Origin of the sequence: Streptomyces sp. NPDC008121, assembly GCF_042957155.1 — a bacterium.
Classification (GTDB): Bacteria; Actinomycetota; Actinomycetes; order Streptomycetales; family Streptomycetaceae; genus Streptomyces.
In genome coordinates this window covers 126207-140200 of sequence record NZ_JBIBHT010000005.1, presented here as the reverse complement: position 1 = coordinate 140200, position 13994 = coordinate 126207, and the positions used below count along the sequence as shown (strand labels likewise).

Annotated in this window: 12 protein-coding genes; 11 read left to right on the top strand and 1 reads right to left on the bottom strand. The window is 72.1% G+C overall.

Going from position 1 to position 13994, the window contains the following annotated elements; genetic code table 11:
* Positions 1 to 60: 60 nt before the first annotated feature.
* From ACFZBD_RS18240 to ACFZBD_RS18215, 6 genes are all read left to right on the top strand, one after another.
* A complete protein-coding gene (locus ACFZBD_RS18240) occupies positions 61 to 3015 on the top strand; it encodes a M14 family zinc carboxypeptidase (protein WP_391140597.1) in 2955 nt (984 codons plus the stop codon).
* 223 nt (positions 3016 to 3238) lie between these two features.
* On the top strand, positions 3239 to 4249 hold the full coding sequence (gene gap, locus ACFZBD_RS18235; protein WP_391140596.1) for a type I glyceraldehyde-3-phosphate dehydrogenase: 1011 nt from the start codon (positions 3239 to 3241) through the stop codon (positions 4247 to 4249).
* Positions 4250 to 4359: 110 nt separating this feature from the next.
* Positions 4360 to 5571: a phosphoglycerate kinase gene (locus tag ACFZBD_RS18230; protein ID WP_391140595.1), complete on the top strand. Its 1212-nt coding sequence runs from the start codon at positions 4360 to 4362 to the stop codon at positions 5569 to 5571.
* 6 nt (positions 5572 to 5577) lie between these two features.
* The gene (gene tpiA, locus ACFZBD_RS18225) at positions 5578 to 6354 is read left to right on the top strand and encodes a triose-phosphate isomerase (RefSeq protein WP_391140594.1); all 777 of its coding nucleotides are present in this window, start codon (positions 5578 to 5580) and stop codon (positions 6352 to 6354) included.
* 119 nt (positions 6355 to 6473) lie between these two features.
* Positions 6474 to 6704, top strand: a complete 231-nt coding sequence (secG, locus tag ACFZBD_RS18220; protein WP_391140593.1) for a preprotein translocase subunit SecG — start codon at positions 6474 to 6476, stop codon at positions 6702 to 6704.
* Between the two features lie 110 nt (positions 6705 to 6814).
* Entirely contained in the window at positions 6815 to 7150 is a 336-nt protein-coding gene (locus ACFZBD_RS18215) for an RNA polymerase-binding protein RbpA (protein WP_003976875.1), read from the top strand.
* A gap of 97 nt (positions 7151 to 7247) precedes the next feature.
* On the opposite strand, the gene ACFZBD_RS18210 is transcribed toward ACFZBD_RS18215, so the two are convergent.
* Positions 7248 to 8096 (bottom strand): SIS domain-containing protein, encoded by an 849-nt coding sequence (locus ACFZBD_RS18210; protein ID WP_391140592.1) that lies wholly within the window; start codon positions 8094 to 8096, stop codon positions 7248 to 7250.
* A 73-nt stretch (positions 8097 to 8169) separates the two neighbouring features.
* Between ACFZBD_RS18210 and ACFZBD_RS18205 the strand changes: the two genes are divergently transcribed.
* The 5 genes from ACFZBD_RS18205 (at position 8170) to ACFZBD_RS18185 (ending at position 13970) form a co-directional block, all read left to right on the top strand.
* Positions 8170 to 9132: a BadF/BadG/BcrA/BcrD ATPase family protein gene (locus ACFZBD_RS18205; protein WP_391140591.1), complete on the top strand. Its 963-nt coding sequence runs from the start codon at positions 8170 to 8172 to the stop codon at positions 9130 to 9132.
* 166 nt (positions 9133 to 9298) lie between these two features.
* Complete coding sequence (locus ACFZBD_RS18200) at positions 9299 to 10063, top strand: sugar isomerase domain-containing protein (RefSeq protein ID WP_391140590.1); 765 nt, start codon at positions 9299 to 9301, stop codon at positions 10061 to 10063.
* Positions 10064 to 10220: 157 nt separating this feature from the next.
* Positions 10221 to 11885 carry a glucose-6-phosphate isomerase gene (gene pgi, locus ACFZBD_RS18195; protein WP_391140589.1) on the top strand — a complete coding sequence of 555 codons (1665 nt, stop codon included), beginning with the start codon at positions 10221 to 10223 and terminating at the stop codon, positions 11883 to 11885.
* A 4-nt stretch (positions 11886 to 11889) separates the two neighbouring features.
* Entirely contained in the window at positions 11890 to 12405 is a 516-nt protein-coding gene (locus ACFZBD_RS18190) for a PH domain-containing protein (protein WP_391140588.1), read from the top strand.
* Positions 12402 to 13970: a PH domain-containing protein gene (locus tag ACFZBD_RS18185; protein ID WP_391140587.1), complete on the top strand. Its 1569-nt coding sequence runs from the start codon at positions 12402 to 12404 to the stop codon at positions 13968 to 13970. The genes ACFZBD_RS18190 and ACFZBD_RS18185 overlap by 4 nt, the downstream gene beginning before the upstream one ends.
* Positions 13971 to 13994 lie beyond the last annotated feature (24 nt).

Here is a 13994-nt window from a genome sequence, read left to right as displayed (position 1 = left end):
AGGACTGTCATGAGCCTGTCGTCTGTTCACCTTCGTGGCAGACAACAGCAAGGGGGGCTCATGAGACGCAGAGCGAGATCGATCCTCGCCGCGGCTTCACTGCTGATCGCGGGTCTGGCGACGGCACCCGTCGCCGGAGCGGCACCACAGGACGCCGACGGCGGCGACGCCCTCTCGGTATGGCGTGCGGAGGTCAGCCGGGCACAGGTCCCGCTGCTCCTCGAAGCCGGCACCGACGCGCACGAACTCACCGAGCAGGTGCCCGAGAAGGGCTCCGCCACCCTGGAGCTCCACCTCACCGACCGGCAGGCGGCCGGGCTCCGCGGCAAGGGCGTCGAGCTGGCCGAGCACACGCTCTCCGCCCAGGCCGCCCGGCGCGTCGCCGGCGCCGGGGACGGCGTCTTCCGCCCGTACGGCGGAGCCGGCGGACTGAAGCAGGAGATCCTCGCCACGGCCCGGGCCCACCCCGGCCTGACCAAGGTCGTCTCCATCGGGAAGACCGTCGGGGGCCAGGACATCCTCGCCCTCAAGATCAGCAAGGGCGCCCGCGCGATCCGGGACGGATCCCGGCCCGCCACCCTCTACGCCTCCAACCAGCACGCTCGCGAGTGGATCACCACCGAGATGACCCGGCGGCTGATGCATCACTACCTCGACGGCTACGGCAAGGACGCCCGGCTCACCCGGGTCGTCGACACCACCGAGCTGTGGTTCGTCCTCTCCGCCAACCCGGACGGCTACGACCACACCCACGCCGACCCGGCGAACCGCCAGTGGCGCAAGAACCTCCGCGACAACGACGGCGACGGGAAGATCGGCCCGGACGACGGCGTCGACCTCAACCGCAACTTCGCCTACAAGTGGGGTTACGACAACGAGGGCTCGTCGCCCGACCCGGCCGACGAGACCTTCCGCGGCCCCCGCCCCATGTCCGAGCCGGAGACCCGGGCCCTCGACGCCTTCCAGCGGCGCATCGGCTTCCAGTACGGCATCAACTACCACTCCGCCGCCCAGCTGCTGCTGTACGGCGTGGGCTGGCAGGTCGCCACCGACACCCCGGACGACGTGGCCCTCAAGGCGCTCGCCGGCACCCCGGAGAAGTCCGCCGTGCCCGGCTACCGCCCCCAGGTCTCCTCCGAGCTCTACACCACCAACGGCGAGGCCGACGGACACGCGGCCAACGTCAATGGCATGCAGATGTTCACCCCGGAGATGTCGACTTGTGCCACCGCCTCCCGCGTCGACCCCGCCGACGCCTGGGAACCCGCCGACTGCGCCTCCGTCTTCACCTTCCCCGACGACGAGAAGCTGATCCAGGCGGAGTTCGCCAAGAACGTGCCCTTCGCCGTCGCCGTCGCCGAGAGCGCGGCCCGGCCCGACCGGCCCGTCTCCGTCACCGGTCTCGACGCCCCCGACTTCACCCCGCAGCCCTTCGCCACCTCCTACGCCCGCGGCGGCGACCAGGAGGTGTCCGTCACCGCCCGCAAGAGCCTGCGCGGCAAGGAGCTCAGGTACCGCGTCAACGGCGGCCGCGTCCACAGCGAGCGGCTGGAGGCGTGGAAGGGCGGCGAGACCTACGGCGGCGAGGACAACCTCTACTTCGACCGGTACCGGGCCGAGGTGGAGGACGCCGAGCCGGGCGACACGGTCGAGGTCTGGTTCACCGCCCGTACCCGCGAGGGCAGAGCGGCCTCCTCCACCCCGTTCACGTACACCGTCGCCGAGCGGCCGCGCGGCGACGTCCTCGTCCTCGCCGAGGAGGGCGGCACGACCGCCGCACGGCACACCGCCGCCTACGTGAAGGCGCTCGCCGACAGCGGCCGCAAGGCCGCCGTCTGGGACGTCGCCACCCAGGGCGTCCCGGACCCGCTCGGCGTCCTGAGCCACTTCCGGACCGTCGTCTGGTACACCGGCGCCGAGCAGCCCTCCGGGCCGGTCATGCTGGCCGTCCGCGACTACCTCAACGAGGGCGGCAAGCTGCTCAACGCCGGCGAGAAGTCCGGCGGCCTCGTCGACATCGGCCGCGCCGACTCCAACGACTTCGCCCAGTACTACCTCGGCGCCTACCACCGGGCCGGCCTGAAGAACCCGCCCGGCTTCGCCGGAGCCGGCGGCTTCGCGGGCGCCTCGGCGACCCTCGGCGCCGCCGCCGGCAACCCGCTGGACAACGCCGGCGCGTACACCGTCACCTCGGACACCCTGCCCCCGCGGCAGTTCCCCGACTTCGGCAGCAGCGCCTCCGCCGGTGACTACCCGGGCGTCCGCACCCCATTCGAGCCGTACGAGGGCGCGTACTTCGCCGCCGTACGCCACGCCGACGACACCTGGAGCCGCCTCACCCGCACCGTCGACCTCACCGCGGTGCCCGCCGCGGCGAAGCCGAGCCTCTCCTTCCAGGTCAGCTACGACACCGAGCCCGGCTACGACAACCTCGTCGTCGAGGCGCACACCGCCGGCCAGGACGACTGGACCACGCTCCCCGACGCCAACGGCGGCACCTCCACCGCCGCCCCCGCCGACTGCGGCGAGGGCTACTACGTCCAGGGCCACCCCTTCCTCGCCCGCTACCTGACGGTCGGCGAGGACGGCTGCGCCACCACCGGCACCACCGGCTCCTGGAACGCCTTCACCGGCCCCTCCCACGGCTGGCGGCAGGCCTCGATCGACCTCAGCGCCTACGCGGGCCGGACGGTCGAGCTGTCGATCTCGTACATCTCGGACCCCGGCACCGGAGAGATGGGCGCCTTCGTCGACGACACCAAGCTCGTCGTCGGCTCCACGGCGACCGACGCCGAGGGCTTCGAGACCGCGCTCGGCGACTGGTCCGTACCGGGACCGCCGGCCGGCAGCCCCGGGAACGGCAGCGACTGGACCCGCTCCACCGGGATGTTCCACTCCCAGGCCGCCGTCACCACGCGTGACACCGTCCTCCTCGGTTTCGGCCTGGAGCACGTCACGCGCGCGGACCAGCGCAGCGCACTGATCCGGAAGGCGCTCCGCGCGGTGCACGGCTGAGCGACCACCCGCCCTTTTGATCACAGTCAGTGATCGGGATGAAAGCCGCACCGTGGCTCGAACCCGCCGGTAGTTACGGGCCACGGTGCTTTCCCAGGGGTTTCCAGCCGCACACGATGTCACTCTCAGCCGATGGGAGAGGTAGGGTCGTAAGCGGTCGGGGACATCCCTAAAAGAATCTCGCCGGCGTCGAAACCGGCGTACCTAACGAGGAGATCGGTTCGTGACGATCCGCGTAGGCATCAACGGCTTTGGCCGCATCGGTCGCAACTACTTCCGCGCGCTCCTTGAGCAGGGTGCCGACATCGAGATCGTGGCTGTCAACGACCTGGGTGACACCGCGACCACTGCTCACCTGCTGAAGTACGACACGATCCTGGGACGCCTCAAGGCCGAGGTCACCCACACCGCCGACACCATCACCGTCGACGGCCACACCATCAAGGTGCTCTCCGAGCGCAACCCGGCCGACATCCCCTGGGGCGACCTGGGCGTCGACATCGTCATCGAGTCGACCGGCATCTTCACCAAGAAGGCCGACGCCGAGAAGCACATCGCCGGTGGCGCCAAGAAGGTCCTCATCTCGGCTCCGGCCAAGGACGAGGACATCACCATCGTGATGGGCGTCAACCAGGACAAGTACGACGCGGCCAACCACCACGTCATCTCCAACGCCTCCTGCACCACCAACTGCGTGGCGCCGATGGCCAAGGTCCTCGACGAGAACTTCGGCATCGTCAAGGGCCTGATGACGACGGTCCACGCGTACACCAACGACCAGCGCATCCTGGACTTCCCGCACTCCGACCTGCGTCGCGCCCGCGCCGCCGCGGAGAACATCATCCCCACCACGACCGGTGCCGCCAAGGCCACCGCCCTGGTCCTCCCGCAGCTCAAGGGCAAGCTGGACGGCATCGCCATGCGCGTCCCGGTCCCGACCGGCTCGGCCACCGACCTCGTCGTGACCCTGCAGCGCGAGGTCACCAAGGACGAGGTCAACGCCGCCTTCAAGAAGGCGTCCGAGGACGGCGACCTCAAGGGCATCCTCTACTACACCGAGGACCCGATCGTGTCGTCGGACATCGTCAGCGACCCGGCCTCCTGCACCTTCGACTCCTCCCTGACCATGGTCCAGGAGGGGACCTCGGTGAAGATCCTCGGCTGGTACGACAACGAGTGGGGCTACTCCAACCGTCTCGTCGACCTCACCGTCTTCGTCGGCGGTCAGCTCTAAGCCTCAGGGCAGGCACCCCTTGATGTGAGCGCAGGGCTCGGACAGCGTAACGTCGCGCTGTACGAGCCCTGTCTCGTGTGCTCCACCGCGTTCCAAGGAGTCAGGACAAGATGAAGACGATCGACGAGCTTCTCGCCGAAGGCGTCGCCGGCAAGCGGGTATTCGTCCGCGCCGACCTCAACGTGCCCCTGGACGGCACCACCATCACCGACGACGGCCGGATCCGCGCCGTCCTCCCCACGGTCAAGGCGCTCGCCGACGCAGGTGCCCGTGTCGTGGTCGCCTCGCACCTGGGCCGCCCGAAGGGCGCCCCGGACCCGGCGTTCTCCCTCGCCCCCGCCGCCGCGCGGCTGGGCGAACTGCTCGGCGCCGACGTGGCCTTCGCGACGGACACGGTCGGCGACTCCGCCACCGCCACCGTCGCGGGCCTCGCCGACGGCCGGGTCGCCGTGCTGGAGAACCTCCGCTTCAACGCCGGCGAGACCTCCAAGGACGACGCCGAGCGCGGCGCGTTCGCGGACCGGCTGGCCACGCTCGCCGACCTGTACGTCGGCGACGGCTTCGGCGCCGTGCACCGCAAGCACGCCTCGGTCTTCGACCTCCCGGCCCGCCTGCCGCACGCCGCCGGCTACCTCATCGCCACCGAGGTCGGCGTCCTGAAGAAGCTGACCTCCGACGTCAAGCGCCCGTACGTCGTCGTCCTGGGCGGCGCCAAGGTCTCCGACAAGCTGGCCGTCATCGACGAGCTGCTCGGCAAGGCCGACCGCCTGCTGATCGGCGGCGGCATGGCGTACACCTTCCTCTACGCCAAGGGCTACGAGGTCGGCATCTCCCTGCTCCAGAAGGACCAGGTGGACGTCGTCAAGGAGTACATGAAGCGCGCCGAGGCGAACGGCGTCGAGCTGGTCCTCCCCGTCGACATCCTGGCCGCCGGCGAGTTCCCGGACCTGAAGACGAAGGCCCCGGCGGACTTCGTCACCGTCGACGCGGACAAGATCCCGGCCGACAAGGAGGGCCTCGACATCGGCCCGAAGACGCGCGAACTGTACGCGTCGAAGATCGCCGACGCCGAGACCGTCTTCTGGAACGGCCCGGTGGGCGTCTTCGAGCACCCGGACTACGCCGGCGGTACCGCCGCCGTCGCGAAGGCCCTGGTCGACAGCAGCGCGTACACCGTCGTGGGCGGTGGCGACAGCGCCGCCGCCGTCCGGACCCTGGGCTTCGACGAGAACGCCTTCGGCCACATTTCCACCGGTGGTGGCGCCAGCCTCGAATACCTCGAGGGCAAGACGCTCCCCGGCCTCGCCGCTCTGGAGGACTGAGAAAAAGTGAGTTCGCGTACCCCGCTGATGGCGGGCAACTGGAAGATGAACCTCAACCACCTCGAGGCCATCGCGCACGTCCAGAAGCTCGCCTTCGCCCTCACCGACAAGGACTACGACGCCGTCGAGGTCGCGGTGCTGGTGCCCTTCACCGACCTGCGGTCCGTGCAGACCCTGATCGACGGCGACAAGCTCAAGATCAAGTACGGCGCCCAGGACCTGTCGGCGCACGAGTCCGGTGCCTACACCGGCGAGATCTCCGGCGCGATGCTGTCCAAGCTGAAGTGCGCCTACGTCGCCGTGGGCCACTCCGAGCGCCGCCAGTACCACGCCGAGTCGGACGAGGTCTGCAACGCCAAGGTGAAGGCCGCCTACCAGCACGGCCTGACCCCGATCCTCTGCGTCGGCGAGGGCCTGGACGTCCGCAAGGCCGGCGAGCAGGTCCCGTACACCCTGAAGCAGCTCGACGGCGGTCTGCAGGACGTCTCGGCCGAGCAGGCCGAGTCCATCGTGATCGCCTACGAGCCGGTGTGGGCCATCGGCACCGGCGAGGTGGCCACCCCGGAGGACGCCCAGGAGGTCTGCGGCGCGATCCGCGGCCGTCTCGCGGAGCTGTACTCGCAGGAGCTGGCCGACAAGGTCCGCATCCAGTACGGCGGCTCGGTCAAGGCCGGGAACGTCGCCGCGATCATGGCGCAGCCGGACGTGGACGGCGCCCTCGTGGGCGGCGCCGCACTGGACGCCGAGGAGTTCGTGAGGATCGTCCGCTTCCGCGACCAGTGAGTATGCGGTAGCGGCGATCCGTCGTACCCTTGCGGGGGCCGACCAGGCTGTGTGAGCCTGTCGGCCCCCGTCGTTCGTACTTTTCCCGAATTGCCAGGAAGTAGGGTCCAGCCGTGGTTATGGGGTTCTCGATCGCCCTGATCGTCTTCAGCGGGCTGCTGATGCTGCTCGTGCTGATGCACAAGGGAAAGGGCGGCGGCCTCTCCGACATGTTCGGTGGAGGTATGCAGTCCTCCGTCGGCGGATCCTCCGTCGCCGAGCGCAACCTGGACCGGATCACCGTGGTGGTCGGTCTGCTCTGGTTCGCGTGCATTATCGTACTTGCACTTCTGATGAAGGTGAACGGCTGAGCGTCCGTTCCGGCGTGGCGGAGTTCTGTGTAACTCCAATCACTGGACGCGCGTTGGGCCTTACGTAGACTGGGGCATCTTCGAGCACCATCACGCAGGGAGTTACGACCGTGGCAAGTGGCAACGCGATCCGGGGAAGCCGGGTCGGAGCGGGGCCGATGGGGGAGGCCGAGCGCGGCGAGTCGGCGCCGCGCCTCCGCATCTCCTTCTGGTGCTCGAACGGGCACGAGACGCAGCCGAGCTTCGCCAGTGACGCGCAGGTTCCGGAGACGTGGGACTGCCCGCGCTGCGGTTTCCCGGCCGGTCAGGACCGGGACAACCCGCCGGACCCGCCGCGCACCGAGCCGTACAAGACGCATCTCGCGTACGTGCGCGAGCGGCGCAGCGACGCCGACGGCGAGGCGATCCTCGCCGAGGCGCTCGCCAAACTGCGCGGCGAGATCTGATCCCGGCGTGAAGGTGTGACGAACGGGCCCTGCCCGCGAACCGAGTTCGCGGGCAGGGCCCGTTTCGCATGTCCGCACGCCCGCGCGCGGGCCGCCGTCAACGGTGCTTGTCCGCGATGTGCGCGGTGAGCGCCATCGACGCCGTCGACCGCTGGTAGGTCAGCTGCGCCACGCGCGCGTAGAGGCAGTCCAGGATCAGCAGCACCGAATGCCGCGTCCCGAAACCGCCGCGCCGGAAGCCGGTCTCCGCCGAGGTCGAGGTCAGATGGATTCCGGCGGCCCGGGCGACGGGGGAGCGCGGATCGCCGGTCACCGCCAGGGTGGTGGCGCCGCGCTCCGCCGCCAGCCGCAGCGGGGCGAGCACCTCGCGGGTGGCGCCGGAGTGCGAGAGCGCCACGACCGCGTCGGCGGGCGTCAGCAGGGCGGCCGAGGTCTCCGCCGCGTGCACCTCGGTCCAGCCCCGGGCGTCGCAGCCGATGCCGAAGAGCCGCGCCTGGGTCTCCTGGGCCACGACCCCGGAGGCACCGACGCCGTACACGTCGATACGGCGTGCCGTCGCCAGGGCCCGGGCCGCGCGGTCGAGGGTGTCGAGGTCCAGCCGCTCGGCGGTCCGGCGCAGCGCCTGCTGATCGGCCCGGGCGACGGCCGCGACGACCTGGTCGAGCGGGTCGTCGGGGCCGATGTCGGGGCCGAGCGGGCGCGTCTGCCCGCCGCGGTCCTCCTCGCCCTGCTCCTGGGCGAGGGCCAGCAGCAGCCGCTGGTACGAGTCGAGGCCGAGGGCCCGGCAGAACCGGGTCACCGTGGCCTGGGACGTACCGGTGCGGCGGCCCAGCTCGGCGGCGGAGACGCCCGCGACCCGCGCCGGATCGTCGAGCACCCAGGCGCCGACCTTGCGCAGGGAACCGGACATCCGGGGAAGTTCGGAACGGATCAGCGCGGTGATCACGGGGGCCTCACTCCTGCCCGGGCGGGTCGGGGGTCTTGTCGAGGCGTGAATCTATCAACCACCATGCGGGCTGATGAACGAATCCGGGATTCAGACGGGGGCCGGCGGCCCTGCGGCCGACGGGCCGGGCCGGCCGGTGGTCGTCGGCGTCGACGCCGGCGGTACGCGGACGCGGGCGCGGCTCGCCGACGCGGCGACCGGGGAGAGCCTCGGGGAGGGGGCGGGCGGCCCGGGCAACGCGCTGAGCGTTCCGCGCGCGGCCCTGGTCGGAAACCTGGCGGCGGCCCTGGGCACCGCCGTGCCGGAGGGGCGGCGCGGCGCGGTCCTCGCCGTCGTGGCCGGCTTCGCGGGCGGCGGACCGGGCGGCGGCCACGACAACGCCCGCTCGGCGCTGGCCGAGGCGCTGGCCGCGACCGGGATCGTCCCGGGACGCGTCGAGGTCTTCGGGGACGCGGACATCGCCTTCGCCTCGGGGCCCGGCACGCCGGCGGACGGACTCGTCCTGATCGCCGGGACGGGCGCCGCCGCCGCGCGGGTGGAGCGCCGCCGGGCGGTGCTGACCGTGGACGGCGACGGCTGGCTGCTCGGTGACGGGGGCAGCGGCTTCTGGCTGGGGCGCGAGGCGCTGCGGGCCGTGCTGCGCTCCCTCGACGGCCGCGGCCCTGCCACCGCCCTCGCCGGGCCGGTGGGGGAGCTGTGCGGCGGGCTGAGCAAGGAGGACATCGTCGGGTACGGGTACGCAGGGCACCCGGTCCGCCTCGCCGCGCCGAGCCCCCTGGTGGCCGATGCCGAGCGGGCCGGGGACGCGGTGGCCGGGGAGCTGCTCGACCGGGCGGCGGAGGAACTGGCGGCCACCGTCTGCGCGTTGGCGCCCCGCCCGGGCGAGCCGCTGGTGGTGACGGGTGGTCTGCTCGGCCCCGGCGGCCCGCTGCTGCCCCGGCTCACCGCCCATGTGGCCCGGTCGGGCCTGGCCCCCCGCCCTGCTCCGGACGGCCTCACGGGCGCGGTGTCCCTGGCCCGGCTTCCGTACCGGTAGCGGCCGTCACGGCCCCGGCCGCCGGGTCGGGCCTGAACCCCGCGCCCCGCCCGCGGCCGTCGGGGCGCCCGTCGGGCGGGCGCTCTTGACGGGCTCGGCCGTCGCTGGTTCATTGATTCGGATCGCTCTCCAGAAATAGGTTCAACGAACCAGCGGAGGTCCGCTCATGCCACAACCGCCCCTCGGTGCCGCCCTCTTCGCCGAGTACGCCCGGGACGCCGTCGAGCGTGCCGTCACCGCCAACGAGAAGACCGTCCCCGCCGCCGCCCGGCTCCTCGCCGACTGCGTCGCCGCCGACGGAGTGGTCCACGCCTTCGGCACCGGGCACTCCCAGGCGGCCGCCCTGGAGATCGCCGGCCGCGCCGGGGGCCTCGTCCCCACCAGCCGTCTCTCCCTCGCCGACCTCGTCCTGCGCGGCGGAGAGGACCCGGCGGTGCTCGCCGACCCGCTCCTGGAACGCTCCCCGGGCCTCGCCGAACGCCTCTACGCCCTGGCCACGCCCCGCCCCCAGGACCTCTTCGTCATCATCTCGAACTCCGGTGTGAACAACGCGATCGTCGACCTGGCGCTGAAGGTCACCGCGGCCGGTCACCGGCTGGTCGCCCTCACCTCCCTGGAACACACCCACGCCGTTCCCGCCCTGCACGCCGGCGGCCACCGGCTCGCCGACCTCGCCGACGTCGTCCTCGACAATCGCGCCCCCACCGGCGACGCCGTGCTGCCGCTGCCCGACGGCGGCGGGCTCTGCGGCATCTCCACCCTCACCTCCTCCCTCCTCGTGCAGATGGTGGTCGCCGAGGCGGTCGCCCTGCTGCTCGCCGAGGGCCACCGGCCGCCGGTCTACGTCTCGGCCAACCTGCCGGGCGGCCACGAGCGCAACGCGGCCCTGGAGGCCCACTACGCGGGCCGCCTCCATCGCGGCGGCCACTGACGCGCCGTTGCCCCCCAGCTCCCCGCACTCCGGCGGCCGCTGACGCCCCGGCACCCGACGCCACCGCCCGTTCACGGCGCCGTCGCGTCGTCGGCACCGGCGATCAATTAGGTTGGGAAGGCAGCGGGGCAACAGGCAGTGAGAGAAGAAGTGGGCGATGTCCGAGATGAAGACCGAAGGCCGCGTGCGGCTCAACCAGACGCCGGAGTGGGCCGCCCTCGGCAAGCACCGTGAGCAGTGGGGCGAGACCCATCTGCGCGACCTGTTCGCGGACCACCCCGACCGGGGCACCGGCTACACCCTGCGGGTCGGCGACCTGTACCTGGACTACTCCAAGCACCTGGTGACCGACGAGACGCTGGCGCTGCTGCGCGAGCTGGCCGCCGCGACCGGCGTCGCCGAGCTGCGCGACGCCATGTTCCGCGGCGAGAAGATCAACACCACCGAGGACCGGGCGGTGCTGCACACCGCGCTGCGCGCCCCGCGCGACGCGGTCGTCGAGGTCGACGGAGAGAACGTCGTCCCCGCGGTGCACGCCGTCCTGGACAGGATGGGCGCCTTCGCCGACAAGGTCCGCGCGGGGGAGTGGACCGGCCACACCAGCAAGCCGATCAAGAACATCGTGAACATCGGCATCGGCGGCTCCGACCTCGGCCCCGCCATGGCCTACGAGGTCCTGCGCGCCTACACCCGGCGGGACCTGACGGTCCGTTTCGTCTCCAACGTCGACGGCGCCGACCTCCACGAGGCCGTCCGCGACCTCGACCCGGCCGAGACGCTCTTCATCGTCGCCTCGAAGACCTTCACCACCATCGAGACGATCACCAACGCCACCTCCGCCCGGACCTGGCTCCTCACCGGACTCGGGGCCGGCCAGGAGGCCGTCGCCCGCCACTTCGTGGCGCTGTCGACCAACGCCGAGAAGGTCGAGGAGTTCGGCATCGACACGGCGAACATGTTCGAGTTCTGGGACTGGGTCGGCGGCCGCTACTCCTACGACTCGGCCATCGGCCTCTCGCTGATGATCGCCATCGGCCCGGACCGCTTCCGCGAGATGCTCGACGGCTTCCACCTCGTCGACGAGCACTTCCGTACGGCCCCCGCCGAGGAGAACGCGCCGCTGCTCCTCGGGCTGCTCGGCGTCTGGTACGGCGCCTTCTTCGACGCCCAGTCGCACGCCGTCCTGCCGTACTCGCACTACCTCTCGAAGTTCACCGCCTACCTCCAGCAGCTCGACATGGAGTCCAACGGCAAGTCCGTCGACCGTGACGGCGTCCCCGTCGACTGGCAGACCGGCCCCGTCGTCTGGGGCACCCCCGGCACCAACGGGCAGCACGCCTACTACCAGTTGATCCACCAGGGCACCAAGGTCATCCCGGCGGACTTCATCGGCTTCGCCGAGCCCGTCGCCGACCTGCCGCCGGGTCTTGTCCCGCAGCACGACCTGCTGATGGCCAACTTCTTCGCCCAGACCCAGGCGCTCGCCTTCGGCAAGACCCCGGAGGAGGTCCGGGCCGAGGGCGTGGCCGAGGAGCTGGTCCCGCACAAGACCTTCCGGGGCAACCACCCCACGACCACCATCCTGGCCAAGGAGCTCACTCCCTCCGTCCTCGGCCAGCTCATCGCCCTCTACGAACACAAGGTGTTCGTCCAGGGCGCCGTCTGGAACATCGACTCCTTCGACCAGTGGGGCGTCGAGCTCGGCAAGGTCCTCGCCAAGAAGATCGAGCCGGTCCTGACCCGGGGCGAGGGCGGCGACCGGCTCGACGGCTCGACCGCCGCACTCGTCGACACCTACCGCACCCTGCGCGGACGCGGCTGATCCGATGACCAGGGGGGAGAACGCGGTGGGGACCGAGGTGCGGCTGCGACCGCCGGACAACACGCTGAACGAACGGGCCGTCACCTGGTGGCGGACCCAGTGGCTGGTGACGACCGCCGTCCCGGTGCTCGTCCTCGGCGTCCTCGGCGCCTTCCTCGCCCCCGCGCGGTTCGCGCTGCTGCTCGCCGCCGCGGCCACGGCCGCGGCGGGCCTGGCCTGCACCGCGTTCTTCCCCGCCTGGTGGTTCCGGGTGCACCGCTGGGAGGTGACGGAGGACGCCGTCTACGTCCGTACGGGAGCCATCTGGCAGGAGTGGCGGATCGCCCCGATGTCCCGGATCCAGACCGTCGACACCATACGGGGACCGCTGGAACAGGCCTTCAGGCTCGCCACGGTGACCGTGACGACCGCGTCCTCCAAGGGCGCGGTCCGGATCCAGGGCCTGGACCACGAACTCGCCGCCGACCTCGCCCGGCGGCTGACCCGCATCACCCAGGCCACGCCCGGGGACGCGACATGACACCGGCCGAGGAGTGGCGGCGCCTGGACCGCCGTACGGTCCTGGTCACCGCCGCCGTCCTCGCAGGCGTCGCCGGCGGGGCCGGGCTGCCCGTCGCGCTCGGCCTCGCCGGCTCCCTGCCGCTGTGGCAGGCCGTCGCCTGGGTCCTCGCCGGAGCCCTTCTGCTCGTCGGTGCGGGCTCCGCCGTCGACTACGTCCGCTGGCGCCGCACCCGCTACCGCATCGGGGCGGAGCCGAGCGAGACGGGGGCGCCCCCGGCCGAAGGCTGGGGGAGGGTCGAACTTCACACCGGACTCCTGCTGGTCAAACGCCGCTCGCTGGCCCGCGAACGCATCCGCAGCGTCGACCTCACCGCCCATCCGCTGCAGCGCGTGCTCGGCCTCGTCAAGGTCCGCATCGGCACCGGCGAGAACAGCGGCGGAGGCGAGTCCACCCTCGAACTCGACCCGGTCAGCAGGGCGGAGGGGGAGCGGCTGCGCCGCGAACTCCTCGACCGGCAGGTCCCCGACGCGCAGGATGCCCGGCACGACGGCGCGCTCGCCGCCCTCGACCCGAGCTGGATCCGCTACGCCCCCGTCTCCTTCGTCGCCCCGCTCCTCGGCGGAGCCGCGGCCGGAGCCGTGATGCAGGTCAGCCAGTGGTTCGGCGCCCAGGGCGCGGTCATCGACTGGGTGGGCGACCGCTTCCGGGACACACCGGTCGTCTGGATGATCGTCGTCCTGGTGCTGCTGGCCACCCTCGCCGGAATCGTCGGCGCACTCGGTCTCTGGGTCGAGATGTGGTGGAACTACCGACTGGAGCGCGAGCCCGGCGGCACCCTGCGGGTGCGCCGCGGACTGCTCACCGCCCGCTCGGTCTCGATCGAGGAACGGCGGCTGCGCGGCGTGGAACTCGTCGAGCCGCTGGGCGTACGGCTCTGCCGCGCCGCCCGCGTCGACGCCGTCGCCACCGGCCTCACCCACGACGACGAGGACAAGCACGGCGACCACAAGACCCTGCTGCCCCCGGCCCCCCGGGCCGTCGCGGACCGGGTCGCCGCCCAGGTCCTGGGCGAACCCGCGGCGCCCACCGGCGCCCCGCTCGTCGCCCACCCCCGCGCCGCCCGCGGCCGGCGGCTGCGCTGGGCCCTGTGGGCCGCTCTCGCCCCGGTCGTGGTCCTCGCGGTCCTGGGCGCCTTCCTGACTCCCGTCCTGTTCCACGTCGCGGCGGCCTGCGCGGTCGTCCTGGTCCCGACCGGCGTCCTCTTCGCCCTCGACGCCTACCGCGGCCTCGGGCACGGGATCACGGACGGCTATCTCGTCACCCGGTCCGGCACCGTCCGGCGCGCCACGGTCGCGCTCCAGCGCGACGGGGTCATCGGCTGGACCGTCAAGCAGTCCGTCTTCCAGCGCCGCGCGGGGGTCCTGACGCTGACCGCCACCACGGCGGCCGGCGCCGGGGCGTACGACATCCTCGACGCCGACGAGAGCGAGGGCCTCGCCTTCGCGGCGGCGGCGGTGCCCGGACTCCTCGCGCCCTTCCTGGAACCCGTACCGACGCCGAAGGCCCGGCCCACCCACGGGTGAACCGGGCCTTCACGCCCGTCCGAC